The 22,208-nt window shown below is 72.9% G+C and carries 22 protein-coding genes; 9 read left to right on the top strand and 13 right to left on the bottom strand.

Annotated features, from left to right (window positions below):
• Positions 1 to 10: 10 nt before the first annotated feature.
• The 6 genes from AC24HA_RS13380 to AC24HA_RS13355 all read right to left on the bottom strand — a co-directional run bounded on the left by AC24HA_RS13380 (position 11) and on the right by AC24HA_RS13355 (position 8,063).
• On the bottom strand, positions 11 to 757 hold the full coding sequence (locus tag AC24HA_RS13380) for a sugar isomerase domain-containing protein (RefSeq protein WP_425709928.1): 747 nt from the start codon (positions 755 to 757) through the stop codon (positions 11 to 13).
• Between the two features lie 70 nt (positions 758 to 827).
• Positions 828 to 2,117: a TRAP transporter large permease gene (locus tag AC24HA_RS13375; protein ID WP_425709929.1), complete on the bottom strand. Its 1,290-nt coding sequence runs from the start codon at positions 2,115 to 2,117 to the stop codon at positions 828 to 830.
• Entirely contained in the window at positions 2,114 to 2,653 is a 540-nt protein-coding gene (locus AC24HA_RS13370) for a TRAP transporter small permease (RefSeq protein WP_425709930.1), read from the bottom strand. Before AC24HA_RS13370 ends, AC24HA_RS13375 begins: the two co-directional genes overlap by 4 nt.
• Positions 2,654 to 2,747: 94 nt before the next feature.
• On the bottom strand, positions 2,748 to 3,800 hold the full coding sequence (locus tag AC24HA_RS13365) for a TRAP transporter substrate-binding protein (protein ID WP_425709931.1): 1,053 nt from the start codon (positions 3,798 to 3,800) through the stop codon (positions 2,748 to 2,750).
• 184 nt (positions 3,801 to 3,984) lie between these two features.
• Positions 3,985 to 4,398 carry a YccF domain-containing protein gene (locus AC24HA_RS13360; RefSeq protein ID WP_425709932.1) on the bottom strand — a complete coding sequence of 138 codons (414 nt, stop codon included), beginning with the start codon at positions 4,396 to 4,398 and terminating at the stop codon, positions 3,985 to 3,987.
• Between the two features lie 104 nt (positions 4,399 to 4,502).
• Entirely contained in the window at positions 4,503 to 8,063 is a 3,561-nt protein-coding gene (locus AC24HA_RS13355; protein ID WP_425709933.1) for a hydantoinase B/oxoprolinase family protein, read from the bottom strand.
• A gap of 217 nt (positions 8,064 to 8,280) precedes the next feature.
• Between AC24HA_RS13355 and AC24HA_RS13350 the strand changes: the two genes are divergently transcribed.
• Positions 8,281 to 8,994 carry a hypothetical protein gene (locus tag AC24HA_RS13350; RefSeq protein ID WP_425709934.1) on the top strand — a complete coding sequence of 238 codons (714 nt, stop codon included), beginning with the start codon at positions 8,281 to 8,283 and terminating at the stop codon, positions 8,992 to 8,994.
• Positions 8,995 to 9,069: 75 nt separating this feature from the next.
• Here AC24HA_RS13350 and AC24HA_RS13345 read toward each other — a convergent pair whose 3' ends face one another.
• Entirely contained in the window at positions 9,070 to 9,504 is a 435-nt protein-coding gene (locus AC24HA_RS13345) for a protein-tyrosine phosphatase family protein (protein ID WP_425709935.1), read from the bottom strand.
• 189 nt (positions 9,505 to 9,693) lie between these two features.
• Here AC24HA_RS13345 and AC24HA_RS13340 point away from each other — a divergent pair, with 189 nt between their 5' ends.
• Positions 9,694 to 10,287: a hypothetical protein gene (locus AC24HA_RS13340; RefSeq protein WP_425709936.1), complete on the top strand. Its 594-nt coding sequence runs from the start codon at positions 9,694 to 9,696 to the stop codon at positions 10,285 to 10,287.
• Positions 10,288 to 10,637: 350 nt separating this feature from the next.
• A complete protein-coding gene (locus AC24HA_RS13335; protein ID WP_425709937.1) occupies positions 10,638 to 11,327 on the top strand; it encodes a hypothetical protein in 690 nt (229 codons plus the stop codon).
• Positions 11,328 to 11,333: 6 nt separating this feature from the next.
• Here the strand turns inward: AC24HA_RS13335 and AC24HA_RS13330 are convergent, their stop codons facing one another.
• Complete coding sequence (locus AC24HA_RS13330; protein WP_425709938.1) at positions 11,334 to 12,491, bottom strand: RNA polymerase sigma factor; 1,158 nt, start codon at positions 12,489 to 12,491, stop codon at positions 11,334 to 11,336.
• Entirely contained in the window at positions 12,492 to 12,929 is a 438-nt protein-coding gene (locus tag AC24HA_RS13325) for a YciI family protein (protein ID WP_425709939.1), read from the bottom strand.
• A 349-nt stretch (positions 12,930 to 13,278) separates the two neighbouring features.
• Between AC24HA_RS13325 and AC24HA_RS13320 the strand changes: the two genes are divergently transcribed.
• The 3 genes from AC24HA_RS13320 to AC24HA_RS13310 are packed head-to-tail and all read left to right on the top strand — an operon-like array spanning position 13,279 to position 15,646.
• A complete protein-coding gene (locus tag AC24HA_RS13320; protein ID WP_425709940.1) occupies positions 13,279 to 13,872 on the top strand; it encodes an MFS transporter in 594 nt (197 codons plus the stop codon).
• On the top strand, positions 13,869 to 14,663 hold the full coding sequence (locus tag AC24HA_RS13315; protein WP_425709941.1) for an MFS transporter: 795 nt from the start codon (positions 13,869 to 13,871) through the stop codon (positions 14,661 to 14,663). The genes AC24HA_RS13320 and AC24HA_RS13315 overlap by 4 nt, the downstream gene beginning before the upstream one ends.
• Positions 14,660 to 15,646 carry a sigma-70 family RNA polymerase sigma factor gene (locus tag AC24HA_RS13310; protein ID WP_425709942.1) on the top strand — a complete coding sequence of 329 codons (987 nt, stop codon included), beginning with the start codon at positions 14,660 to 14,662 and terminating at the stop codon, positions 15,644 to 15,646. The genes AC24HA_RS13315 and AC24HA_RS13310 overlap by 4 nt, the downstream gene beginning before the upstream one ends.
• Here AC24HA_RS13310 and AC24HA_RS13305 read toward each other — a convergent pair.
• From AC24HA_RS13305 to AC24HA_RS13290, 4 genes are all read right to left on the bottom strand, one after another.
• Positions 15,579 to 16,094: a helix-turn-helix domain-containing protein gene (locus tag AC24HA_RS13305; RefSeq protein WP_425709943.1), complete on the bottom strand. Its 516-nt coding sequence runs from the start codon at positions 16,092 to 16,094 to the stop codon at positions 15,579 to 15,581. The genes AC24HA_RS13310 and AC24HA_RS13305 overlap by 68 nt on opposite strands.
• Positions 16,091 to 16,798, bottom strand: a complete 708-nt coding sequence (locus AC24HA_RS13300; protein ID WP_425709944.1) for a hypothetical protein — start codon at positions 16,796 to 16,798, stop codon at positions 16,091 to 16,093. The genes AC24HA_RS13305 and AC24HA_RS13300 overlap by 4 nt, the downstream gene beginning before the upstream one ends.
• Positions 16,799 to 16,909: 111 nt before the next feature.
• Positions 16,910 to 17,827 (bottom strand): MBL fold metallo-hydrolase, encoded by a 918-nt coding sequence (locus AC24HA_RS13295; protein WP_425709945.1) that lies wholly within the window; start codon positions 17,825 to 17,827, stop codon positions 16,910 to 16,912.
• Positions 17,824 to 18,840 carry an ABC transporter substrate-binding protein gene (locus AC24HA_RS13290; RefSeq protein WP_425709946.1) on the bottom strand — a complete coding sequence of 339 codons (1,017 nt, stop codon included), beginning with the start codon at positions 18,838 to 18,840 and terminating at the stop codon, positions 17,824 to 17,826. Before AC24HA_RS13290 ends, AC24HA_RS13295 begins: the two co-directional genes overlap by 4 nt.
• 308 nt (positions 18,841 to 19,148) lie before the next feature.
• On the opposite strand from AC24HA_RS13290, the gene AC24HA_RS13285 reads away from it, so the two are divergent.
• Genes AC24HA_RS13285 through AC24HA_RS13275 form a run of 3 tightly spaced genes read left to right on the top strand, consistent with a single transcriptional unit; the run spans position 19,149 to position 22,160 of the window.
• Positions 19,149 to 20,168 (top strand): VOC family protein, encoded by a 1,020-nt coding sequence (locus tag AC24HA_RS13285; RefSeq protein ID WP_425709947.1) that lies wholly within the window; start codon positions 19,149 to 19,151, stop codon positions 20,166 to 20,168.
• Positions 20,169 to 20,171: 3 nt separating this feature from the next.
• Positions 20,172 to 21,131 carry a fumarylacetoacetate hydrolase family protein gene (locus tag AC24HA_RS13280; protein WP_425709948.1) on the top strand — a complete coding sequence of 320 codons (960 nt, stop codon included), beginning with the start codon at positions 20,172 to 20,174 and terminating at the stop codon, positions 21,129 to 21,131.
• A gap of 60 nt (positions 21,132 to 21,191) precedes the next feature.
• Entirely contained in the window at positions 21,192 to 22,160 is a 969-nt protein-coding gene (locus tag AC24HA_RS13275; protein WP_425709949.1) for a cyclase family protein, read from the top strand.
• Positions 22,161 to 22,208: the final 48 nt, after the last annotated feature.

Here is a 22,208-nt window from a genome sequence, read left to right as displayed (position 1 = left end):
CCTCCGTCGCTCAGAGCAGCTTGATGCGGCCGGTGAACCGGTCGACGAGCCGGGCGTTCGCCTCGTCGCCGCCCGGAGCGTTCCCGCTCGTCCACACGGCCGGCCGGCCTCCGTCGGCGAGGACCCGCTCGATGGTGAGCATCTGGATGGCGTTCATGAGGAAGGCGTTGGCGAACGTCGACACGGCCCCGGCGTTCGGGACGTCGGCGTCGAAGGAGACCACGGCGTCCCCGACCGGCACGTGCGAGTCCAGGAAGAGGTCCGCCAGGTCGTGGAGGTTCTGCTTGGACGGGTGCCGGGCCGGGTGGTCCGGTCCGATGGTCTCGGCGTGCTCGCGGGAGCTGACGCCGACGACCGTGGCCCCCAGCTCCTTGGCCCGCAGCGTGGAGTCGACGACGGCCGAGTTCATGCCGTAGGAGTTGACGATGAGGATGAGGTCGCCCTCGCCCAGGCCGGAGTGGTCGATGACGACGCGCCCGTAGCCCGGGGTGCGCTCCATCGCCATCGACCGCCGCGCGCCGCTGGACAGCATCGTGCCCTCGTCGAGGATGGCCGAGATGTTCATCAGGCCGCCGGCGCGGAAGAACGCCTCCTGGCTCGCGATGTTCGCGTGCCCGCCGGGTCCGTAGACGTAGATGAGGCGGTCCTCCGTCACGCGTCGCGCGGTCTCGTCGATCACGCGGGGCAGGACCTCGGCGTTGGACTCGACGACCCGTCCCAGCATGCCGGTGACGTAGTCGAGGTACTTCTCGAGCACTGGATGTCCTTTCGTCGGTGCGGGGCCGGGACCCGGCGCCCGCGTCGGTGCGGTGTCAGCAGGGGCCGGGTCAGAACAGGAGGCCCGGCAGGGCGGTGGTCAGGGCCGGCACGAGGGTGGTGAGGAGGACTACCAGGAGGTAGACGCCGATGAACGGCGCGATCTCCCTGACCAGCGGGACGAACGAGACGCGCGCGAGCTTCGTCGTGACGAAGAGCAGCGCGCCCACCGGTGGCGTGATGAGGCCGACCATGAGGTTGACGACGATCACCGCCGAGTAGTGGATCGGGTCGATCCCGAGCTCGATGGCGCTGGGCAGCAGGACCGGGACGAAGATGAGGATCGCCGGGATCGCGTCCATGATCATCCCCAGGACGAGGAAGAAGAGCATCGTCAGCACCAGGAACGCGAACGGGCCGAGCCCGGCGTCGACGACGAGCTGGTCGATCCGGTCGCCCAGGCGGGTGAGCGCGACGATGTAGGTGAACCCCGCGACGGCGGCGAAGATCATCATGATCGTCGACGCGAACTGCGCGGTTTGGGTGAACACGTCGAACAGCGACCTCAGGTTCAGCGTCCGGTAGACGAGCCCGAGGAGGAGCACGTAGGCGGACGCGAGGATCGAGATCTCCGTGACGGTCGCGAACCCGCCGATGACCCCGGCGATGATGAGCACCGGCGTGAGCAGGGCCGGCAGCGCGCGCAGCGTGACGGCGAGCAGCCCGTCCTTCCGGTACGGGTTGACCGCCTCCGTGTCGGGGATCCGCTCGGTGCCCCGGCTGCGCAGGGCCACGACGACGACGAGGCCGACGATGAGCAGGACGCCCGGGCCGATGCCGGCGATGAACAGCTGCCCGACGGACAGGGAGGTCACCAGCGCGACGAACACCATCGGGACGCTCGGGGGGATCACCGGGCCGAGGACCGCGGAGGACGCGACGACGGCGGCCGAGAACTCCTGCCGATACCCGGACCGCCGCATCATCGGCAGCATCGCGGAGCCGATCATCGACGCGGCGGCCGGGGCGGACCCGCTGACCGAGGAGGCGAAGGCGCTCGAGCCGATGACGGTGTGCGCGAGCCCGCCCTTGATGCCGCCGATGAAGTACATGAGGAAGGCGACGATCCGCTCGGTCAGTCCGGCCTGGGACATGAGCGAGCCCATGAGGACGAAGAACGGGATGGCGAGCAGCTCGTAGGAGTCGACGCCGGCCGCGACCTGGGTGGGCAGCACCGTGGCCGAGCCGAGTCCACCGGCGAACAGGGTGACGAGGACTGCCGCGAGCATGGCGACGAAGATGGGTGTGCCCAGCGCCATGAGCGCGAACATCGTGACGAAGAGGACTGCGATCTCGGTCATGACGCCGCACCCGCGTCGGCGGTGGCCAGCGCCGGTCCCTCGGGACCGCGGACGCCACGCAGGACGCCGAACAGCACGAGGAAGAGGCCGAGCACGGGGACCGCGAGGTACGCCCACCCCGTGGGGATGCCCAGCTGGATGTACTGGATGCTCATGCGGTCCAGCGCCACGATGGTGCCGGAGACCAGCAGGACGACGCCGATCGCGAGCTCGATCACGCGTGTGAGGTAGGCGCACGCCGTGCGGAACGCCGCCGGCACGCGGTCCACGACGAAGTCGACGACGAGGTGCTCGCGCAGCCCGACGGCGGCCGACGCGCCGATCATGATCACCCAGGTGATGAGCAGGCGACTGAGGTCGTTGACCCAGATCCAGCCGCCCATGAACGGGCGCGCGCCGATCTGGACCACGTTGACGACGAACAGGACGAGCAGCAGCCCGCCCGCGATCGCGGCGAGGCCGTGCGAGGTGCGCCGGACGAGGGCCTCACGCCTCGTCGGTCCTCGGCCCGGTGGTGTCGGTGCGTCGGAGTCCATGGTGTCTCCTTCTGGGAGTCTGTTCGTGCAAGCGGTTGCACCGCGAGGCGGGCGGCTCGAGGGTGTGCGGGCCGCCCGCCCCGGTCGCGGTGCGTCAGGCGGCGTCCGCGTGCTCGGCGGCGAGCTCCTCGACCATGTCGAGCGTGCCCTCGGGCCACATGTCGCCGTCGAACTGGTCGAACTCGCCGTCGAGCTCCTCGCGGAACGCGTCGACGTCCACGTCGACCACGGTCATGTTCTCCTCGATGACCTCCATGGCGGCCTCGAGCTCGTCGCGGGTCGACCCGGTGACGTCCTCGCCGGCCTGCTCCATCTCCTCGGAGAGGATCGTGCGGTGCTCCTCGCACATGCCCTGCCACAGATCGTCGTTGACGTACCAGGCCCGCACGTCGCGGATGTAGTCCGTCGGCATGTAGTAGTCCTGCACCTCGAAGATGCTGTTGTTGACGACGGCGATCGACCCGGTCTCCTGCGCGTCGACCACGCCCTGGCGCAGCGAGAAGTACAGGTCCGACAGCGCGATGACCTGCGGCTCGGCGCCGAGCGCCACGGCGAAGGCCTGGGGGATCGGGGCGTCCGCGATCCGGATGCTCAGGCCGCCCATGTCCTCGGGGGTCTCCACCGGACGGTTCGCGGTCAGTGCCCGCGGCTCGTTGTCCCCGGAGGCGTTGACGACCCGCACCCCGGTGGCCTCCGCGGCCTCGTCGAAGAGCTCGGCGAACTCCTCGGTCTCGAGGACGGCCGCGAACTGCTCGTAGCTGTCCCACAGGAACGGCACGGTCAGGGCGGTGAACGCCTCGGCACCGCTGAGGGTCGAGTACGTCGAGATCGTCTCGTAGTAGGCGTCGATCTCCCCGCTCGCGACGCCCGCGTAGGCGTCGTTCATGTCGCCCAGCTGGCTGTCCGGGTAGATCTGCACGTCGACGTCGCCGTCGGTGCGCTCGGAGACGCGGTCTGCCAGTTCCTGCGCCGCGATCGTGCCGGGGTCGTTGGCGGTGCGGATCATGGCGACCCGGAGCGTGGTCGGCTCGCACTCGCCGCCGTTCGCCCCGGAGTTTCCGCCGCCGTCGTCGCCGGTGAGGAAGCCGCAGCCGCCCAGGACGAGCGCACCGCCCGTCGCCACCGTCAGAGCTCGTAGTCGTCGCATGGTGTCCCTACCTCCTTGTCGGGTGGGGGGAACCTCGCATGCAAGCGCTTGCACGTCAAGGGGCGACGCGCGATCCGGAGCGGGTGGGCGGTCGGCCGCCTCCGGAGTGCCGCGGCCGCGCGCAGGCGACCGAGGCGCGATCCGGGCACTGGCGAGCGTGGCCTACCGGCCGGGCACGCGTGGCCTACCGGCCGGGTGCGGCGGCGAACGGGTCGCCGGCGCGGCTGCGCACCGGCACGATGTGGGTCCCGAACGGGAGGAAGGCGAGCGGCACCATCTTCCAGCAGGCGATCCCCAGCGGGATGCCGATGATCGTCAGGCACAGCAGCGCACCCGCGACCAGGTGGACGAGCGCGAGCTCCCAACCGAGGAGGACGATCCAGATGATGTTCGCGACCACGTGCAGGATGCCGAAGTCCCGCCGGATCTCGGCGCGACGCCCGAACGGCCAGACCACGTAACCGGCAAGCCGGAAGGACGCGAGTCCGAACGGGATCGTGATGATGAAGATGCAGGCGATGATTCCGGCGGCGACGTAGAACAGGAAGAGCCAGAACCCGGCCAGGACGAACCACAGGACGTTGCCGAGGATGCGCATGGACCCACGGTAGAGGTCGGCCGGCTACGCCCCGGTCCCCGGACGACGGCGGTGGAGGTCGGCGGACCGCACGCTCGACGACTCGCAACCGCACGCTCGACGAACTAGGGCTCGCCGTAACCTCCGCCGCCGGGCGTCTCGACGACGAGGACGTCGCCCGGCCCGACCTCGGCCGTGTCGACCCCGCCGAGCTCGACCACCTCGCCGTCCGCGCGCTCGACCCGGTTGCGGCCCAGCGCCCCGGGGCGCCCGCCGGCCATCCCGAACGGCGCCACGACCCGGTTGCCGGTGAGCAGGCTGACGGTGGTGGGCTCGAGGAACCGGATCCGACGTACCCCGCCGTTGCCCCCGCGCCACCGGCCCTCGCCACCGCTCCCGCGCCGGACGGTGTAGGACTCGAGCAGCACGGGCAGGCGCCACTCGAGCACCTCGGGATCGGTCAGCCGCGAGTTCGTCATGTGCGTCTGGACGGTGTCGGTGCCGTCGAACCCGTCGCCCGCCCCGGAGCCGGAGGCCAGGGTCTCGTAGTACTGGAACCGCTCGTTCCCGAAGGTTACGTTGTTCATCGTCCCGGCGCCCTCGGCCATCACCCCGAGCGCCGCATACAGTGCGCCGGTGACGGCCTGCGAGGTCTCGACGTTGCCGCCCACCACCGCCGCGGGGTGCGTCGGAGCGAGCATCGACCCGTCCGGGACCACGATCCGCAGCGGCCGCAGGCACCCGTCGTTGAGCGGGATGTCGGCGTCGACGAGCGTGCGGAAGACGTACAGCACCGCCGCGGTGGTCACCGCCGTCGGGGCGTTGAGGTTCGTGGCCAGCTGCGCGGACGTGCCCGTGAGGTCGATCGTCGCCGTGCGCGCCGCCCGGTCCACCTCGACCCGCACCCGGATGCGGGCGCCGGCGTCGGTCGCGTAGTCCCAGGTCCCGCCGGTCAGGCGGGCGACCGCGCGCCGCACCGACTCCTCGGCGTTGTCCTGCACGTGCCGCATGTAGGCCTGCACGACGTCGAGCCCGTAGCGGTCCACCAGGGCGCGCACCTCGGCGACGCCGGTGGCGTTCGCCGCGACCTGGGCGCGCAGGTCGGCGAGGTTCGTCGCCGGGTCGCGCGAGGGGTAGGGGCCGGACGTCAGCAGCTCCTCGGTCTCGTCCTCGAGGAACCGCCCGTCGTCGACGATGAGCCGGTCGTCGAACAGGATCCCCTCCTCGTCGACCGTTCTCGAGGTCGCCGGCATGGACCCGGGCGTGAGCCCGCCGATCTCGGCGTGGTGCCCGCGCGAGGCCACGAGGAAGAGCAGCTCGGTCCCGTCGTCGTCGAACACGGGGGTGACGACGGTGACGTCGGGCAGGTGTGTCCCGCCGTGGTACGGGTCGTTGACGGCCACGACCTGCCCGGGGCGGAGCTGCTCACCGCGCCGGCGCAGGACCTCCTGGACGGTGGCGCCCATCGAGCCCAGGTGGACGGGGATGTGCGGGGCGTTGGCCACGAGGTGCCCCGTCGGGTCGAACAGGGCGCAGGAGAAGTCGAGTCGCTCCTTGATGTTGACCGACTGCGAGGTCGCCTCCAGCCGGGCGCCCATCTGCTCGGCCACCGACATGAACAGGCTGTTGAACACCTCGAGCATCACCGGGTCCGCGACCGTGCCTGCGGTGGGCGCCGCCCGCGGCGTCGACCGCTCGAGCAGCATGGCGCCGTCCTCGAGCACCCGCGCAGTCCAGCCGGCCTCGACCACCGTCGTCGAGTCCGGGTCCACGACGATCGCCGGACCGGCGAGGACGCCGTCGACCCCTGCCCGACGCCGGAGCGGCACCCTCCGTGCCTCACCGCCCGTGTGCATGGCGACCTCGGCGGGCTCCGCGTCGGCGCCGAGGTCGGCGGCGATCGTCGGCCGCCCGGAGCGGACCAGGGCCTCCACCGCCACGGCCTCGACGACGACCGGCCGGTCGAGGAGGAAGGAGTAGGTGCGGCGGTGCTCCTCCTCGAAGGCCGCCCGCATAGCACCGGGTGGGCCGAGGGGCACCTGCACCGCGGTGTCGGTGCGCTCGTAGCGCAGGTGCGCGCGGGCGAGCACCTCGACCGGGCCCTCGGCATCGGCGAGCTCGGCACGGGCCTCGGCCGCCAGGTGGTCGGCGACGTCGGCGAGGAGGGGCTCGGCGTCGTCGTCGAGGATCGTCTCGACGGACTGCTCGCGCATGGCGGTGACGTCTGCGAGCCCCATCCCCAGGGCGGAGAGCACGCCCGCCATCGGCGGGACGAGCACGGTGGAGATGCCCAGCGCGTCGGCGACCCGGCAGGCGTGCTGGCCGCCGGCGCCGCCGAAGGTGGTCAGGGCGTGGTCGGTGACGTCGTGGCCGCGCGAGACGGAGACCTTCTTGATCGCGCCGGCCATCGTGGCGACGGCGACGTCGAGGAACCCCTCTGCCACCTCCTCGGCCGTGCGGTCGACCCCGGTCTCCTCGCGTAGGCGGTCGGCGAGCTCGGTGAAGAGGCGGGCGACGACGTCGGTGTCGATGGGCTCGTCGCCGCCGGGGCCGAAGACGTGGGGGAACGAGGCGGGATCGATGCGGCCGAGATGGACGTTGGCGTCGGTGAGCGTGAGCGGGCCGCCGCGCCGGTAGCAGGCGGGACCGGGGACCGCGCCGGCGGAATCCGGGCCGACCGTGAACCGGCCGTCGGTCACGTGCAGGACCGAGCCACCGCCGGCCGCGACGGTGTGGATCGCGAGCATCGGCGCGCGCAGCCGGACCCCGGCGACCTCGGTGTGGAAGTCGCGTTCGAGCTCGCCGGTGTGGTGGGAGACGTCGGTGGAGGTGCCGCCCATGTCGAGGCCGACCACGCGGGTGAGCCCGGCCCGCGCCGAGAGCTCGGCCATCGAGACGATCCCGCCCGCGGGGCCGGAGAGGATGGCGTCCTTGCCGCGGAAGGCGTGGGCCTCGGTCAGGCCGCCCGAGGACTGCATGAACAGCAGCCGCACGCCCGGCAGGTCTGCCGCGACCCGGTCGACGTAGCGGGCGAGGACGGGGGAGAGGTAGGCGTCCACGACCGTGGTGTCCCCGCGGGGGACGACCTTCATCAGCGGGCTGACCTCGCTGGAGATCGAGACCTGACCGAACCCGAGACGTCGGGCGAGGTCGCCGACGGCCCGCTCGTGGTCCGGGTACAGGTGACTGTGCAGGCACAGCACGGCGACGGCGTCGATCCCGTCGGCCCGCGCCCGGCGCAGCTCCGGCTCGAGGCTGTCGAGATCGGGGGGCGTGAGGATCTCGCCCCGGGCGGTCACCCGCTCGTCGACCTCGATCACCCGCTCGTAGAGCATCTCGGGGAGCACGATGTGGCGGTCGAAGATGCGGGGGCGCTCCTGGTAGCCGATCCGCAGCGCGTCGGCGAAGCCGCGGGTGACGACGAGCGCGGTGGGCTCCCCGGTGCGTTCGAGCAGGGCGTTGGTGGCCACGGTCGTGCCCATGCGGACGACGTCGACCTGCTCGGCGGGGACGGGCTCGTCGGGCGCCAGCCCGAGGACGTGCCGGATGCCGGCGACGGCGGCGTCCGCGCGCCGGCCGGGGTCGTGGGAGAGCAGCTTGTGGGTGACGAGCGAGCCGTCCGGGCGGCGGGCGACGACGTCCGTGAAGGTCCCGCCGCGGTCGATCCAGAACTGCCATCCGTCCATGCGTGGACACTACGGGGAGGGGCGTGCGCGGTGCGGGGTGCGGGTCGCGCGGTGCGGGGTGCGGGTCGCGCGGTGCGGGCACGGGACGCGGGGACGCGCGCCGCGGGTGGGCCGCCCCGGGCAGAGGTCTCCGACCGGGGCGGCCCTCGGCCGGCGGCGGGGCCCTACCGTGTGGGGTGGTCGGCGACGGGTGCCGTCCCGCGACGGAGAGGGAACCATGACGCGCAGGACCACGAGGATCATGACGGCGGCCACCGGAGTGCTCGCGCTGCTCGCGGCAGCCGGGTGCTCGGGCTCGGGTGCGGACGCGGTCGGGCCCCAGCTCGACGCCGACGGTCTCGCCTCCTACGCGTGCGCGCTTGCCGTCGACGCCGCCGCCGGCACGCCGATGGAGGAGATCGAGGGGTACATCGGGCCGGACACCGCTCCCGAGCTCATTGCGGCCGGCGGGGCGGCCGGACTGCTGGGAGCGACCACCAACTCACCGCTCGAGGGCTACGAGGACCTGCTCGAGCCGGCGACCACCATGATGCAGAGCCTGCAGAGGATCGACCTGGAGAGCCTGCAGCAGAGCCTCGACGACCTCGTGACCGCGTGCGAGGGGCACGATCTGCCCGAGGGGGACCCCGACGTCACCGAGGAAGGGCGCCTCGCCCAGGCGTGCGCGCTCGTCACGTCGGTGGACGGCGACGATCGGCCGGCCGAGGAGTGGCTCGAGATCCAGGCGCCGGCGGGCAGCGCCGAGAGCCTGATCATGGCCCGCGCCGGAGGGTTCTCCGGGCTCGGCGGTGGACTCAACGCGTGGACGATGCCCGGCCACGAGCCGCTCTCGGAGGCGTCGACCAGCGTGGTCGAGGGCCTGATGCGGCTCGACACCGAGGCGGTCGACGAGGGCGCCGCCGCCGGCGCGGAGTACTGCGCGACCCTCTGACCGAACCGGGCGCACGCCGGGCGGGTGTCTGGCCGCGGTCGGTTGCTCCCTGGTCGGGCCCTGGACGTCCCCGGCTCAGGTCAGCCGGGCGGCGACGGCCCGGATCCACTCGCGCTGCCGCCGGGTCTCGACGGCGCGCGGCCGGTAGGCGGAGCGGACCCACCCGACCGCGTCCTCGGCCGGGACCCCGCTCATGACGGCGAGGACCGCGAGCGCGGTTCCGGTCCTGCCCGTTCCTCCGTGGCAGGCGATCTCCACCCGCTCGTCGGCGGCTCTCGCGTGGGCGTCCCGCAGCGCGTCCAGGGCATCCTCGGTGGAGGCGGGTAACGAGAAGTCACGCCACCGGACGCAGCGGTTCGGCCAGCCGGTCTCCTGCGGGTCGCGGGCCAGCAGGTAGACGGCGTGGTCGGGCGGCGAGGCGTCGTCGCGGGCCACTCTCCGACCGGTGCCGCGCACCGTGCGACCGTCCGGGAGGCGTACCACCCCCGGCTCGGCGTCCCACGTAGGCATGTCGGTACGGTACGCGGGGGCGGTGGGCGCCGGGCCGACGTCGCAGCATGACGGGTATCCCGGCCATGACAGGGGTTTCATCTGTTTGTCCTCGCCCTCACAGAAAGCCCGGGCATCGTGGTGGTCATCGAGGAGGACGGCCCCCGGACCTCCCAGGAACGGCCCCAGCGGGCCACGAGAGGACACGCCATGAGCAAGAAGATGTGGATCACCACCGGGACGCTGGCCGTCGCCGCGATCGTCGCCGGCAGCTCGGTGGCCATCGCCGACGGCGAGTCGCCCTCCGAGCCCGGCTCCGACGCCGCGAGCTCGAACGGGGACGGCCGCGAGCTGCGGGTGCTCCCGCAGCTGTCGACCCCGATGCTCTCCGCCGCCTCGGCGCCCGCCGCCGTCGACCCGTCGGACCCGCGGACGAATACCTCGGCCGTCACCGCGACGTCGGCGGACCAGACGCCCAGCGCACCGTCGACCGACTCGCCGGTGTCGGCGCAGTCGCCGGTCTCCGCGCCGTCGCCCGTCTCGCCCCAGTCGCCCGCCTCCCCGGCGAGCCCGGCCTCCGCGCCGTCGGCGCCGAGCGCGGCCCCGGCCCCGCGCACGCAGGCACCCGCGCCGGCTCCTGCTCCGGCGCCAGCTCCCGCGCCCGCGCCGGCACCGGCTCCCGCGCCGGCACCGGCTCCCGCGCCGAACCACTCGGCCGACTCGGGCTGGTCGGCCCCGTCGGGTGTCTCGGCCCAGTCGGGCTGGTCGGCGGACTCGGGCTGGTCGGCCGACTCGGCGGACTGACACGGCCCGTCGGGTCAACTGACCGCTCGGCTCGGCGCACCGCCCCGCTGGACCGACGCGGGTCGGCGACCCGGCGCAACGAACGCCGCGACACCGGTGGCCCGGTCCCCTCGACCTGACGGTCCTGGGCCCGGGCCACCGGTGCGCTCGCGTCCCCGTGGGCCGCAGGTTGTCGCAGGCCGTGCGAGTCGGCGTCGCCGACCGTGGGTGACGGAGGCGGAGCAGCGACAGCCGGGGTCGGAGCGGTTGCGGCCCGATCACCTACGCTCGGAGACCACGTGCGCGGCCGTGCCCGACCCGACGGCCGCTCCCTGCGGAGAGGTGTCATGGTGCGGACGACGATGTCGACGTTGAACAGGGGTCTGGCTCTGACGACGATCGTCGCCGCGGCGCTCCTCGCGGTCGCAGGGTGCGGGGTCGAGGACGAGCCGGAGATCGACGCGGACGGGCTGGCGCGCCACGCCTGCGGGTTCGCCGCGGCGGCGCACAGCACGCCGGCGGAGCAGTGGGGCGAACCCGTCGGCCCGGGCACCGCTGAGGAGTTTCTCCTCTCCGGCGGCGCCAACGGCCTCCTCGGCGCGACGACGGCCTCGCCGCTCGAGGGGTACGAGGAGCTCATGGAGCACGGCCAGCGCGTCTACACGGCGACGCTGCAGGCCGAGCTCGACCTCCTCGACGACGGGCTCGCGTCCGTGGTCGACGCGTGCGAGGAGCACGGCTTCGCCGACGACGACCCCGACCTGTCCGAGGAGGCGCGGCTCGAGCTCTCCTGCGCACTCGTCGGTGCGGTGAGCGAGGACGACCGACCCGCCGAGGACTGGCTGCAGGTCGGGGCGCGCGCCGGCAGCGAGGAGGGCCTGCTCATGGCGCAGATGTCCGGTTTCACCGGCCTCCTGGGGGCCTCGCACGGCTGGGAGATGCCCGGGCACGAGGAGCTGTCCGAGGCCGCACAGTCGGTGCACACCTCGCTGACGAGGATCGACGCCGACGGCGTGGACGAGGGGATGCGCGCCGCCGAGGAGTACTGCTCGAGCCTGTGACGCGGCTCAGCCGCCGGCGCCCAGGCGGGCGGCCCGGCGGATCAGGTGGTCGCGCTCGGGGATGCTCGTCGCGCGGTCGGCCGCCAGCGCGTACAGCCGGGCCGCGCCCGCCCGGTCCCCGTCCTTCTCGGTGAGGTGCGCGGCGACCGCCGCGTGGCGGGGCAGCGACTCGTCGAGCTCGGCCAGCGCGGCCAGGCCGGCCCGCGCGCCGTCCGCCTCGCCGACGGCCACCGCCCGGTTGAGCCGTGCCACCGGGCTGTCCGTGAGCCGCACGAGCTCGTCGTACCACTCGACGATCTGTACCCAGTCGGTCTCGCTCGCGGCAGGCGCGTCCGCGTGCAGCGCGGCGATCGCCGCCTGCGCCTGGTACTCGCCGAGCTCGTCGCGGGCGAGGGCGGCCTGCAGGATCGCGACGCCCTCCGCGATGGCGCGGGTGTCCCACAGCGAGCGGTCCTGCTCCGTCAGCGGCACGAGGCGCCCGTCCCTGCCGAACCTGGCCGGGCGCCGGGCGAGGTGCAGCAGCATGAGCGCGAGCAGCCCGTCGACCTCGGGGTGCCGGACCGCGGCGGCGAGCCCACGCGTGAGGCGGAGGGCCTCGGAGGCCAGGTCGACGTCGCCCGCGTACCCCTCGTTGAAGACGAGGTAGAGGGTGCGCAGCACTGTCGTCACGGACCCCGTCTCGCCCAGCCGGACGTCTGCCACCGTGCGCTTCGCGCGGCTGATGCGCTGCGCCATCGTCGACTCGGGCACGAGGTAGGCCTCGGCGATCTGCCGCGTGGTGAGGCCACCGACCGCCCGCAGGGTGAGCGCGACCGCCGAGGACGGCGTGAGCGAGGGGTGCGCGCACAGGAAGTACAGCCACAACGAGTCGTCGGCCTCGGCGGCGCGCCCGGCGGGCGGGGCGGCGTGCACCACCTCCTCGCGTTTCCGGCGCGCGGACTCGGCGCGTGTGGCGTCGAGGAACTTCCGCCACGCCACGGTGACGAGCCAGCCCTTCGGGTCCTGGGGCGCCGAGGCCGGCCAGGCGCGCCACGCCTCGAGCAGCGCCTCCTGGACGGCGTCCTCCGCTGAGGCGAAGTCGGCGCCGCGCCGGACGAGGATCCGCAGGACGACGGGTGTGAGCCGCCGCAGCAGGTCCTCGTCCGGCGCGACCGTCTCGGACATTCAGCGGCGTTCGCGGTCGATGATGTCGGCCGCCTCCGTGGAGGTGACGGCGGGGGAGAGGAACGGGCGCAGCTCGAGCCACTCGCCGATGGGCCTGCCGTCCTTGCCGGGGGCGGCCGAGAGCTCGGCGGCCAGCTCGAGCGCCCGGTCGTGGGTGTCGACGTCGATGATCACCCATCCGGCCACGAGGTCCTTGGTCTCGGCGAACGGACCGTCGGTGACCGGCGGGCGCCCCTCGCCGTCGAACCGGACCCACGAGCCCTCGGGGGACAGCGCCTGGCTGTCGACGAGCTCGCCGGAGTCCCGCAGCCGGCCGACGAAGGCGTCCATGTAGGCGAAGTGTGCGTCCATCTCCGCCTCGGACCACTCGTTCATGGGCGCGTCGTTCGGCGCCGTGGGGGCCCCGCGGTAGTGCTTGAGCATGAGGTACTTGGCCATGACGGACTCCTCCGGTGGGTGCGACCCAGTGTGGTCGCGTGCACCCCTGGGACGGAACCGGTCACGGATTCTCGACATCGGTGCGGTGGGCCTGGTCGCCGGTCCTCGGAGGTCCGCGGTCCGCGCCGGGGGGCGTGTCGAACTCGTGGACCGGGCATGCGCCCACCGATGAGTTCTGCCTGCGCCAGGTATCTACCCCTGTGAGCCCGCCTGCGCCCGGACGGTCCGGGTGGCCCCGGCGGGCGAGAGAGGGGGCATCGTGGCGATCGAGCGAGCGAGTGCGAGTCCAGGTCCGAGCTCGAGTCCGAGTCCGAGTCCGAGTCCGAGCGCCACCCGGCCGACGACCCCCGTGCGCCGGGGCTGGGTGCTGGCGATCGTGTGCACGGCGATGTTCATGGGCGTGCTCGACTCGACGAGCGTGTACGCGGCGTTGCCCGAGATCGCGGTCGACCTGGGGTTCGAGCCGGCCGAGGCGCAGTGGGTAATCACGGCCTACGGGGTCTCGATCGGCGGGCTCCTGATCCTCGGCGGCCGGCTGGCCGACCATCTCGGCCGGCGCCGGGTGTTCCTGGCAGCGGTCGCGCTCTACGCGGGCGCGTCGCTCCTGTGCGGCCTGGCACCGACGAGCGGGCTGCTCGTCCTCGGTCGGGTGGTGCAGGGCGTCGGCGCGGCGGTGCTGACGCCGGCCGGTCTGTCGATCCTCATGGCGGTGTTCCCCGAGGGGCCGGAGCGCCACCGGGCGCTGGGCATCTGGGGCGGGCTCGGCGGCACGGGGGCGTCCGTCGGCCTGCTGCTCGGCGGTACGCTGACCGACTGGGCGGGGTGGCCCTGGATCTTCTTCACCAACGTCCCGGTGTGCCTGGTGGTGCTGCTCGTGGGCCCGGCGCTGCCCCCCCGGAGGGGGCCCGGTCACGGCAGCGGCTCGACGTCCCCGGCGCGGTGACGGCCACCGCCGCGCTCGTCGCCGTCCTGCTCGCCCTCTTCCGCGTGGCCGCACACGGCATCGACCCGCTCGTCGCTGCGCTCGGGGCCGCCGGAGTGGTCGTGGCCGGCCTGTTCGTCGTCGTCGAACGGCGGAGCCCGGCACCGCTGGTCCCGATGCGCATCTTCCGCTCACGGACTCTCGTCGGCGGCAACCTCGTCATCCTGCTCGCGGGGATCGCCGTCGACGGGCTGCTCATCCTGGTGACCCTCTACGCCCAGCACGTCCTCGGCCTCTCGGCTCTGCAGTTCGGCCTGACGATGGGGACCATGACCGTCACCTCGGTCGTCGCGGTCCTGGCGGGTCAGCAGCTCGTCACCCGGTTCGGGTTCCGGGCCGTGGCCGGCGCCGGGCTGACCCTGATGGCCGTGGCCGGCCTCCTGCTGAGCCGGCTGCGCCCCGGCGGCACGATGGCCGAGGACCTGCTGGCAGGGCTTATCGTGTTCGGCGTCGGCATGGGCGCCGCGTTCGTCGCCGGCCAGATCCCGGCGCTCGCCGACGTTCCCGAGCACGACGCCGGACTGGCGGCCGGCGTCGAGGAGACGCCCTTCGCCGTCGGCACGACGATGGGTGCGGCGCTGGTCTCGGCCGTCGCGATCGGGCACGCGACGCGCGGCGGGACGGATGTCCCGTCCGCCGCAGCCCTCACCGACGGGTTCGCCGTGGCGTTCCTCGTGCTCGCCGCCCTGGCGATCCTCGGCGCCGCCGTGTCGGCGGTCCTGCTGCGCCGGCCACGTACGGTGGCGGCGTGAGGACCACGGACGCGGAGTTCGAGCGGCGCACGCGCTCCTACCGTCCGGAGCTGCTCGCGCACGCCTACCGCATGCTCGGGTCGATCCACGAGGCCGAGGACGCCGTGCAGGAGACGTACCTGCGCGCGTGGCGCGGGATCGAGTCGTTCGAGGGCCGCTCGTCGGTGCGGAGCTGGCTCTACCGGATCGCGACCACCGCCGCCCTGCGCGCGCTGGAGAACCGCGGTCGCCGGGCGCTGCCCACCGGCCTCGGCGGACCCGCCGACGACCCGTCGGCCGACCTGGTCCAGTGGCCCGAGCTGCCGTGGCTCGAGCCCGCGCCGGACGCCATGCTCGCGGGCGCGATCGGCGCGGACGACCCGCTCGCCGCGGTCACGCGCCGGCAGAGCGTGCGGCTCGCGTTCGTCGCGGCGCTCCAGCACCTGCCCTCCCGCCAGCGGGCGGTCCTCGTCCTGCGCGAGGTCCTCGGGTTCGCCGCCGCGGAGGTGGCGCAGATGCTCGGGACCACCCCGGCAGCCGTCAACAGCGCCCTCCAGCGCGCACGCGCTCAGCTCGAGCGCGTCCGGCCCGACGAGGGCGACGTCGTCGAGTCCGGCTCGCCCGAGCAGCGCGCCCTGCTCGAGCGGTATGTCGAGGCGATGCACGCCAACGACATGGCAGCGCTCGTCGGCGTCCTCACCGAGGACGCCGTGTACGAGATGCCGCCCTTCCCGGCCTGGTTCCGCGGCGCGCGCACGATCGGCGAGATGGTGGACGCCCAGAGCCCCGCGCAGAGACCGGGCGACCACGTCCTCGTGCCGACGGCTGCCAACGGTCAGGCGGCCTTCGGGCTCTACCTGCCCGACGAGCACGGCGTGCACCGCGCCTTCAACATCCAGGTCCTCGACGTGACGGGCGCGGGCATCTCGCACATCGTCATCTTCTTCGACCTGCGGCTGTTCGCCCGGTTCGGGCTGCCGGAGGTGCTGCCGCCGGCGAGCTGAGGTCCACGGCGCTGACCAGGCGTTCCATCCGGTGCACGAGTGCCGCCGACGGTGAGACCGTGCCCGAGCGGTACGTCGACAGCCTGCTCCTCGACGTCCCGATCCGCGTGGCGAAGTCGGCCATCGACAGACCGGAACGGGTCACGAGCTCGCTGACCCGGGCGGCGACCGCGGCTCGGTCGATCTCCTCGGCACGACGACGCGCGCGGGCGATCGCCCGTCGGAGCAGCGGTGCGAGCCCGGCCGGGGACTCGTACCCGAGATAGTCCTCGACCTGCCGGGCGACCGGCCCCCACGGGTCCCGCCCTATCTCGCGAGTCACGGCCGACCAGTCACGGATCGAGCCGCGGTCGAGGATCGCGACGAGCGCCTCGTAGGGCCACGTGTCCAACGGTGCGTCCGGATCGACGTCGACGTTGCGTGCCAGGCGTGCGAGGTGCGCGGTCATGTGGCGTCCTCCTCGACGATCTCCAGCAGCGCGTCCGCGAGCTCGGCGCAGGCGCGGACGACCTCCGACCACTCGTGCCAGCGAGGCTCGAGGTTCTTGTACCGCGTGAGCTCGGTGCGCAGCCGACGGTCGCGCGGTGCCGGCTCGGAGAGCCGGAGGACGAGCGTTGTGAGCACGGAGTCGTCCTCGCCGGATCGGTCCGCGTAGTAGTCGTCCATCTCTGCGAGCACCTGCGCCGCGACCTCCGTGCCGGTCCGGGCGGCGAGCGCGACGGTGTCGAGGTAGTCGCGCACGGCGTTGCGCTGGACGACGAGGTAAGCCTTGACGCGCAGCATCTCCGGCAGGGTGGGAACCCGGACCGTCCGATCCTCGCCGACGCTCACCTCCTCCACCTCGAGCGGACGGGTGCGGCGGAGCTGGCGGAGTCCTGCCTCGATCCCGTCGAGCGATCCGAGCAGCGTCAGCGGTGGGCTGCTCGCGCGGACGGAGGTGACCCAGCCCTCGCTCGCCTCGACCGCCTCGACGATCTCCGCGTAGCGCGCCGCGAGGTCGGACATCACGTGGTCGTGGTCCAGCGACAGCCGGTGGCCGGCGTGCAGAGCCGAGGCGGTGCCACCGACCAGGACGGCCTCGGGAACGATGTCCTGCAGGCGGGAGGCCGAGCGCAGGACGTCCTCGAGGTTCGGGCCGGACGACTGATCCATGGGCGGATGGTATCGGAACTGATACGAGGCTCCGAGTGGCTCACGCGCAGGATCTTGCTGCGACGCGGACCCGCCCTGAAGTACGGCCCGCCAGCCGGGCCGCCCCCGCACCTACGCGCGCGTGGCCAGCAGCCCGCCGTTGAGCTCGACCATGTCGCGGAACGCCGCTACGGGGTCGAGCGCGTGGGTGGCGTCGAGGTCCCGGTAGGCTACGTGCAGGTTGCCCGCGATCCGTTCGGGGTCGATGAGGCCGACGAACCTGCCCAGATCGGTGTCCCGTGCGCACTCCAGCGGCGTGAGCCCGGCGGCGAGCCCGCGTCCGGCCGCCTCGAGGACGAGCTCGAGGTACTCCGCGACGTCGTCGATCACATCGCGCCCGGCGATCTCCCCGTGCCCCGGCACCACCGTGGTGGCAGCGAGCGTGCGCAGCTCGTCTAGGGCTGTCAGCCAGCCCGTGACCGAGCCCGACAGTGCGAACGGCGTCCCGCCCTCGAACACGAGGTCGGCGGCCAGCAGCAGGCTGCGCTCGGGGAACCACACGTACGCGTCGCCGGTGGTGTGGGCGATGACGCCGGGGTGGCGGACCTCGATCGGCTCGTCGCCCCGGGTCAGCGTGAGCCCGGTCTCGAACGTGCGGCCCGGTACGACGGCGTGGGCGTCGCCCACCGTGATCGGCTCGAACACGCCCGGCGGGGCGTGCACCGGGGCCTCGAGCGCGGCCGCCGTCGCCGCGTGGGAGACGACCTCGGCGCCGGTCACGAGGGAGGAGCCGGTGCAGTGGTCGGGGTGGGCGTGCGTGAGGAGCAGGAGGTCCACGCGGCGTCCCTCGACGCCGTGGCCGGTCGTCGTGGCGACGGCGTCGAGGTAGTCCCGGGTGCGGCGCTCCGTCGACGTCACGTCGACGCTCACCAGCCCCTGGTCCGTCTCGACGACGGCCATGTTGTTGACCATCCACCCGCCGTCGGGCTGGATGTACGCCCAGACGCCGTCGCCGAGGTCGGTCATGCGCGGGCTGCGGCCCTGGCTCACTCCACCACCAGCGCCATCACGTCGACGACCTCGCTCGTGAACCCGAACTCGGCCATGAGCTCGGCCATCCGCTCGAGGGCCGGGATGTTGAGCTCGGAGGTGAACTCGGCGAGTACGAGGTTGTCCGCCGCTTCCTGGGGGATGTCCATGACGTCCGGCAGGACGTCGCGCACGAGCTGGTCGTCCTCGCCGACCAGCGCCATGGTCTCTTCGACGGCCGCCCGGAACGCCTCGACGAGCTCCGGATTCTCCTCGGTGGTCGCCACGCTCGTGTAGCTGAGCATGGCGGGCTGGCCGCCCTCGATCGACTCGACGTAGGGGTAGAGGATCACCTCGTGTCCGGCCGCCTGGGCCTGCCCGAGGAACGGCTCGACCAGCAGTGCGGCGTCGACCTGCCCGTTCTCCAGCTGAGCCTGGGCATCCGGGAAAGGAATCTCGACCAGCTCGACCGCCTCCGGGTCGCCGCCCGCCAGCCGCACGGATTCGCGGAGCGCGAGCTCGGGCTGGGACAGCAGGGTGTTGGCGGCGACCGAGCGGCCGCCCAGGTCGGAGGCGTCCGCGATGTCGGAGTCGGCGGAGACGACGAGGCCGAACGCGTCGGCGCCCTCCGCCGCGCTGTCGACCCAGCCGGACACGATGCGGGTCTCGATGCCCTCGGCCTGCGCGAGGAGGACCGAGACCGGGTTGCCGACGGCGAAGTCCAGCTCGCCGGACAGGACGGCGGGCAGCGTGGCGCCACCGCCCTGGCCCGAGACGACCTCAACGTCAAGGCCGTGCGCCTCGAAGATCCCTTCCTGGATGCCGACCTGGATCGGCTGGGAGTCCGCGATCGGCAGGACGCCGACCCTGATCGAGGTCAGCTCGTCCGAGGCGGCGGCCCCCTCGGAGCCGCCCTCCGCCCCGGAGGCATCGTCGTCGGACTCGTCCCCACCACCGCCGCAGGCGACGAGCGTGAGGGCGGTGGCGGTCAGCAGTCCGGCGAGGGCGGCGCGACGGGGGGTTCGAGCAGTCATCTGGCTCTCCTTCGAGCAGGTGCAGGGGAGGCGATCGTGACAGGCGCGGGCGCGACTGCCCATCGCTCGCTCGCATACCTGGGATCGACGGCGCGGATATGTAGGTCCGCGGTTCGTCCTCGTAGGCCGACCGGAGGAGACGTGGATCTCGCCGCCGGGTGATCGTCGACGACGAAGTATCGATCGGACGAATAAATGGGATGGATGGGACCGCTTGGTGTCGGGGAAGGATCCGCCCACACTCGGGGCATCGCACACCGACGTGCCTCGCGGCGTTGCCGCGGCACCCGTCCCGGAAGGACCCGACGATGGAGAAGCTCCTCGCTCACCTCTCGCACCTGGAGATCGCGAGCCCCGACGTTGCGGCCTCTGCCGCGTTCTACGTCGACAAGTTCGGCATGCGGATCATCGAGGAGGTCGACGGGAAGGCGTACCTGCGCTGCTGGGGCGATCACCAGCGGTACAGCCTCGTCATCTCGCCGGGGGCCGAGCCGGCGCTGGTGACGATGGCCTGGCGGACCACGTCCGCTGAGGCGCTCGAGGAGGCCGGCCGTCGGGTCGCCGCCACGGGCACCGACGTCGCGTGGGCCGACCGCGGCGCGCACATCGGGCGCAACGCCCGGTTCGTGGGCCCCGGTGGGCACGACATGACTCTCTTCTGGGAGACGGAGCGGTTCTGGGCGGAGGGTGAGCTCGCCTCGCAGTACCCGGACCGCCCGGAGCGCCGGTCGGCCCACGCGGGCGCGCCGCGGTTCCTCGACCACGTCACGGTCGCGACGGCGGACGTGCGCGCCTTCACGGCCTGGTACAGCGAGACGCTCGGCTTCCGGACCATGGCCTTCACCGACCTCGACGAGGCGCCGGTCACCGTCTTTGCCGTCCTCACGACCAACGAGAAGTCGCACGACCTCGGGGTCGTGCTCGACACCTCGGACCGGGCGGGCCGGGTCAACCACATCGCGTTCTGGGTCGACACTCGCGAGGAGCTGTTGATCTCCGCCGACGTGCTCATGGAGCGCGGCACGCCGATCGAGTACGGGCCCTCGATCCACGGCATCGGGGAGCAGTCCTTCCTCTACTTCCGTGAGCCGTCCGGTCTGCGGGTCGAGCTGAACTCCGGTGGCTACCGCAACTATGTGCCGGACTGGGAGCCCCACACCTGGCTGCCGGCCGAGGGGTCGAACAACTTCTACCGGAACGGTTCGATGCCGATGTCGATGACGGAGTCGTTCCCGGACGCCGACGGCCTCACCGCCACCGAGGAGGGCGCCTCGCCCGAGATGAAGGCCGCGATCCTCGGCGCCTACTCCGAGCACGGCAAGGGCTGACGCGTGGTTTTCGCACTCGCACGCCTGCGCTCGGACGGCAGCGCGCGCCTCGCCCTCGTCGTCGGCGAGCGGATCCGGGAGCTCCCCGACGACGTCGTCGCCGACCTGGGAGGATCGCTCAACGCGATCCTCGCGGACATCGGCGGGGCCACGCCGCGACTGGAGGCACTCGCCGCCGACGACTCGGCCCACTGGCGGACCGTCGACGAGGTGACGCTCCTCGCGCCGGTGGAGCCCCGGCAGGTCATCCAGGCCGGCGCCAACTACCGCAAGCACGTCATCGACCTCGGGGTCGCGCACCGCGACCCCGCCGACGGCAGGAGCGAGGAGGAGGTGCGCGCCGAGACCGCCGCGATGATGGACGAGCGGGCCGCGACCGGCATCCCGTACTTCTTCCTCGGGCTGCCCACCGTCATCGCCGGCCCGCACGAGGACCTCGTCCTGCCCGCCGGCAATCCCACGCACGACTGGGAGCTCGAGCTCGCCGCTGTCATCGGCCGGCCGGCATTCCGCGTGAGCGTGGACGAGGCGCTGAACCACGTCGCCGGTTACACGATCGTCAACGACATCACCACGCGGAACCTCGTGTTCCGCAAGGACATGGACGCGATCGGCACGGACTGGTTCCGGGCCAAGAACCAACCGGGCTTCCTGCCCGCCGGGCCCTACCTGGTCCCGGCCGACCAGGTCGGCGACACGCAGACGCTCCGCGTCACGCTCCGGCTCAACGGGGAGGTGATGCAGGACGAGGGTACGGACGACATGATCTTCACCGTCGCCCAGCTGCTCTCGCACGCCTCGCAGACCACGACCCTTCTGCCGGGCGACCTGCTGCTCACCGGGTCCCCGTCCGGTAACGGCGCCCACTGGGGGCGGATGCTCCGCCCGGGCGACGTGATGGAGGGCGAAATCACCGGCCTCGGCCGGCAGGTCGTCCGCTGCCGAGACGAGGCCCGCGCATGACCACGGTCGTCGAGTGTGCGGTGCGTGCCCCTCGAGCGTGCGGATCGTGAAGGAGGCGTCGTGAGCACCGAGGACGAGAGCCGGGCCGCCGAGGCGATCGTGGCCGCCGCCGCGCGCGTGTCCAACTGGGGCCGATGGGGGGACGACGACCGCCTCGGCACTCTCAACCACGTGGGCGCCGCCGACCGCGTCCGCGCCGCCGGGCTCGTCCGCACGGGCGAGGTGCACTCGCTCGCCCAACCCTTCTCGAGCGAGGGCCCGCAGAAGGGGTGGCGCCGCCGCACGAACCCGGTCCACACGATGACCGACACCGGCGTCGAGGCCGTCCACGGCGACCAGGGCTTCCCGCACGGGTTCGGTGGCGCCGACGACGTCATCGCCATGCCGCTGCAGTGCTCGACCCAGTGGGACGGACTCGGCCACATCTTCGACCACGGGCGGGCATGGAACGGGCGCTCGGCCGCCGTCGTCACCTCCGAGGGCGACTCCGTCACCGGCATCGAGACCACCGCGGAGCAGTTCGTCGCCCGCGGGGTCCTGCTCGACGTCGGCGCGGCCCTCGGGAGCGACGGCGAACTCCCGGACGGGTTCGCCATCACTCCCGACCACCTCGAGGCGACGATCGCCGCGCAGGGTGAGAGCTCCGCCGTCGGGCGCGGCGACGTCCTGATGATCCGGACCGGCCACTACACGCGAGCGCGCCGCGACGGCTGGGGCGACTACGCCGGAGGCCCCGCGCCCGGCATGTCGTTCACCAGTCTCGACTGGGTGCACGCCCGCGAGGTGTCGGCGCTCGCCACCGACACGTGGGGCGCCGAGGTCCGGCCGCCGGAGCTGCCCGGCGCGTTCCAGCCGTTCCACCAGGTCGCCATCCCGCACATGGGACTGTTCCTGGGGGAGATGTGGGCCCCGGACGGCCTCGCCGCCGCCTGCGCGGTCGACGGGCGCTACGACTTCCTGCTCGTCGCCCCCACGCTGCCGATCGTCGGCGCCGTGGGCTCACCGACCAACCCGCTCGCCATCCGATAGCACCGGCCACCGCGCGCACACGCCCACCCAGCCGTCCATACGAAGGAG

The organism is Georgenia sp. Z1491 (assembly GCF_057652395.1).
The sequence above is the reverse complement of the archived record's forward strand: the minus strand, read 5'-3'. Positions and strand labels throughout refer to the sequence as shown.

Coding starts and splice junctions, on each gene's coding strand:
- AC24HA_RS13345 (WP_425709935.1), bottom strand. CDS start 9,504: ATGCCTACGTGGGACGCCGAGCCGGGGGTGGTACGCCTCCCGGACGGT.
- AC24HA_RS13340 (WP_425709936.1), top strand. CDS start 9,694: ATGAGCAAGAAGATGTGGATCACCACCGGGACGCTGGCCGTCGCCGCG.
- AC24HA_RS13355 (WP_425709933.1), bottom strand. CDS start 8,063: ATGGACGGATGGCAGTTCTGGATCGACCGCGGCGGGACCTTCACGGAC.
- AC24HA_RS13350 (WP_425709934.1), top strand. CDS start 8,281: ATGACGCGCAGGACCACGAGGATCATGACGGCGGCCACCGGAGTGCTC.
- AC24HA_RS13360 (WP_425709932.1), bottom strand. CDS start 4,398: ATGCGCATCCTCGGCAACGTCCTGTGGTTCGTCCTGGCCGGGTTCTGG.
- AC24HA_RS13365 (WP_425709931.1), bottom strand. CDS start 3,800: ATGCGACGACTACGAGCTCTGACGGTGGCGACGGGCGGTGCGCTCGTC.
- AC24HA_RS13330 (WP_425709938.1), bottom strand. CDS start 12,491: ATGTCCGAGACGGTCGCGCCGGACGAGGACCTGCTGCGGCGGCTCACA.
- AC24HA_RS13375 (WP_425709929.1), bottom strand. CDS start 2,117: ATGACCGAGATCGCAGTCCTCTTCGTCACGATGTTCGCGCTCATGGCG.
- AC24HA_RS13370 (WP_425709930.1), bottom strand. CDS start 2,653: ATGGACTCCGACGCACCGACACCACCGGGCCGAGGACCGACGAGGCGT.
- AC24HA_RS13290 (WP_425709946.1), bottom strand. CDS start 18,840: ATGACTGCTCGAACCCCCCGTCGCGCCGCCCTCGCCGGACTGCTGACC.
- AC24HA_RS13285 (WP_425709947.1), top strand. CDS start 19,149: ATGGAGAAGCTCCTCGCTCACCTCTCGCACCTGGAGATCGCGAGCCCC.
- AC24HA_RS13305 (WP_425709943.1), bottom strand. CDS start 16,094: ATGACCGCGCACCTCGCACGCCTGGCACGCAACGTCGACGTCGATCCG.
- AC24HA_RS13325 (WP_425709939.1), bottom strand. CDS start 12,929: ATGGCCAAGTACCTCATGCTCAAGCACTACCGCGGGGCCCCCACGGCG.
- AC24HA_RS13300 (WP_425709944.1), bottom strand. CDS start 16,798: ATGGATCAGTCGTCCGGCCCGAACCTCGAGGACGTCCTGCGCTCGGCC.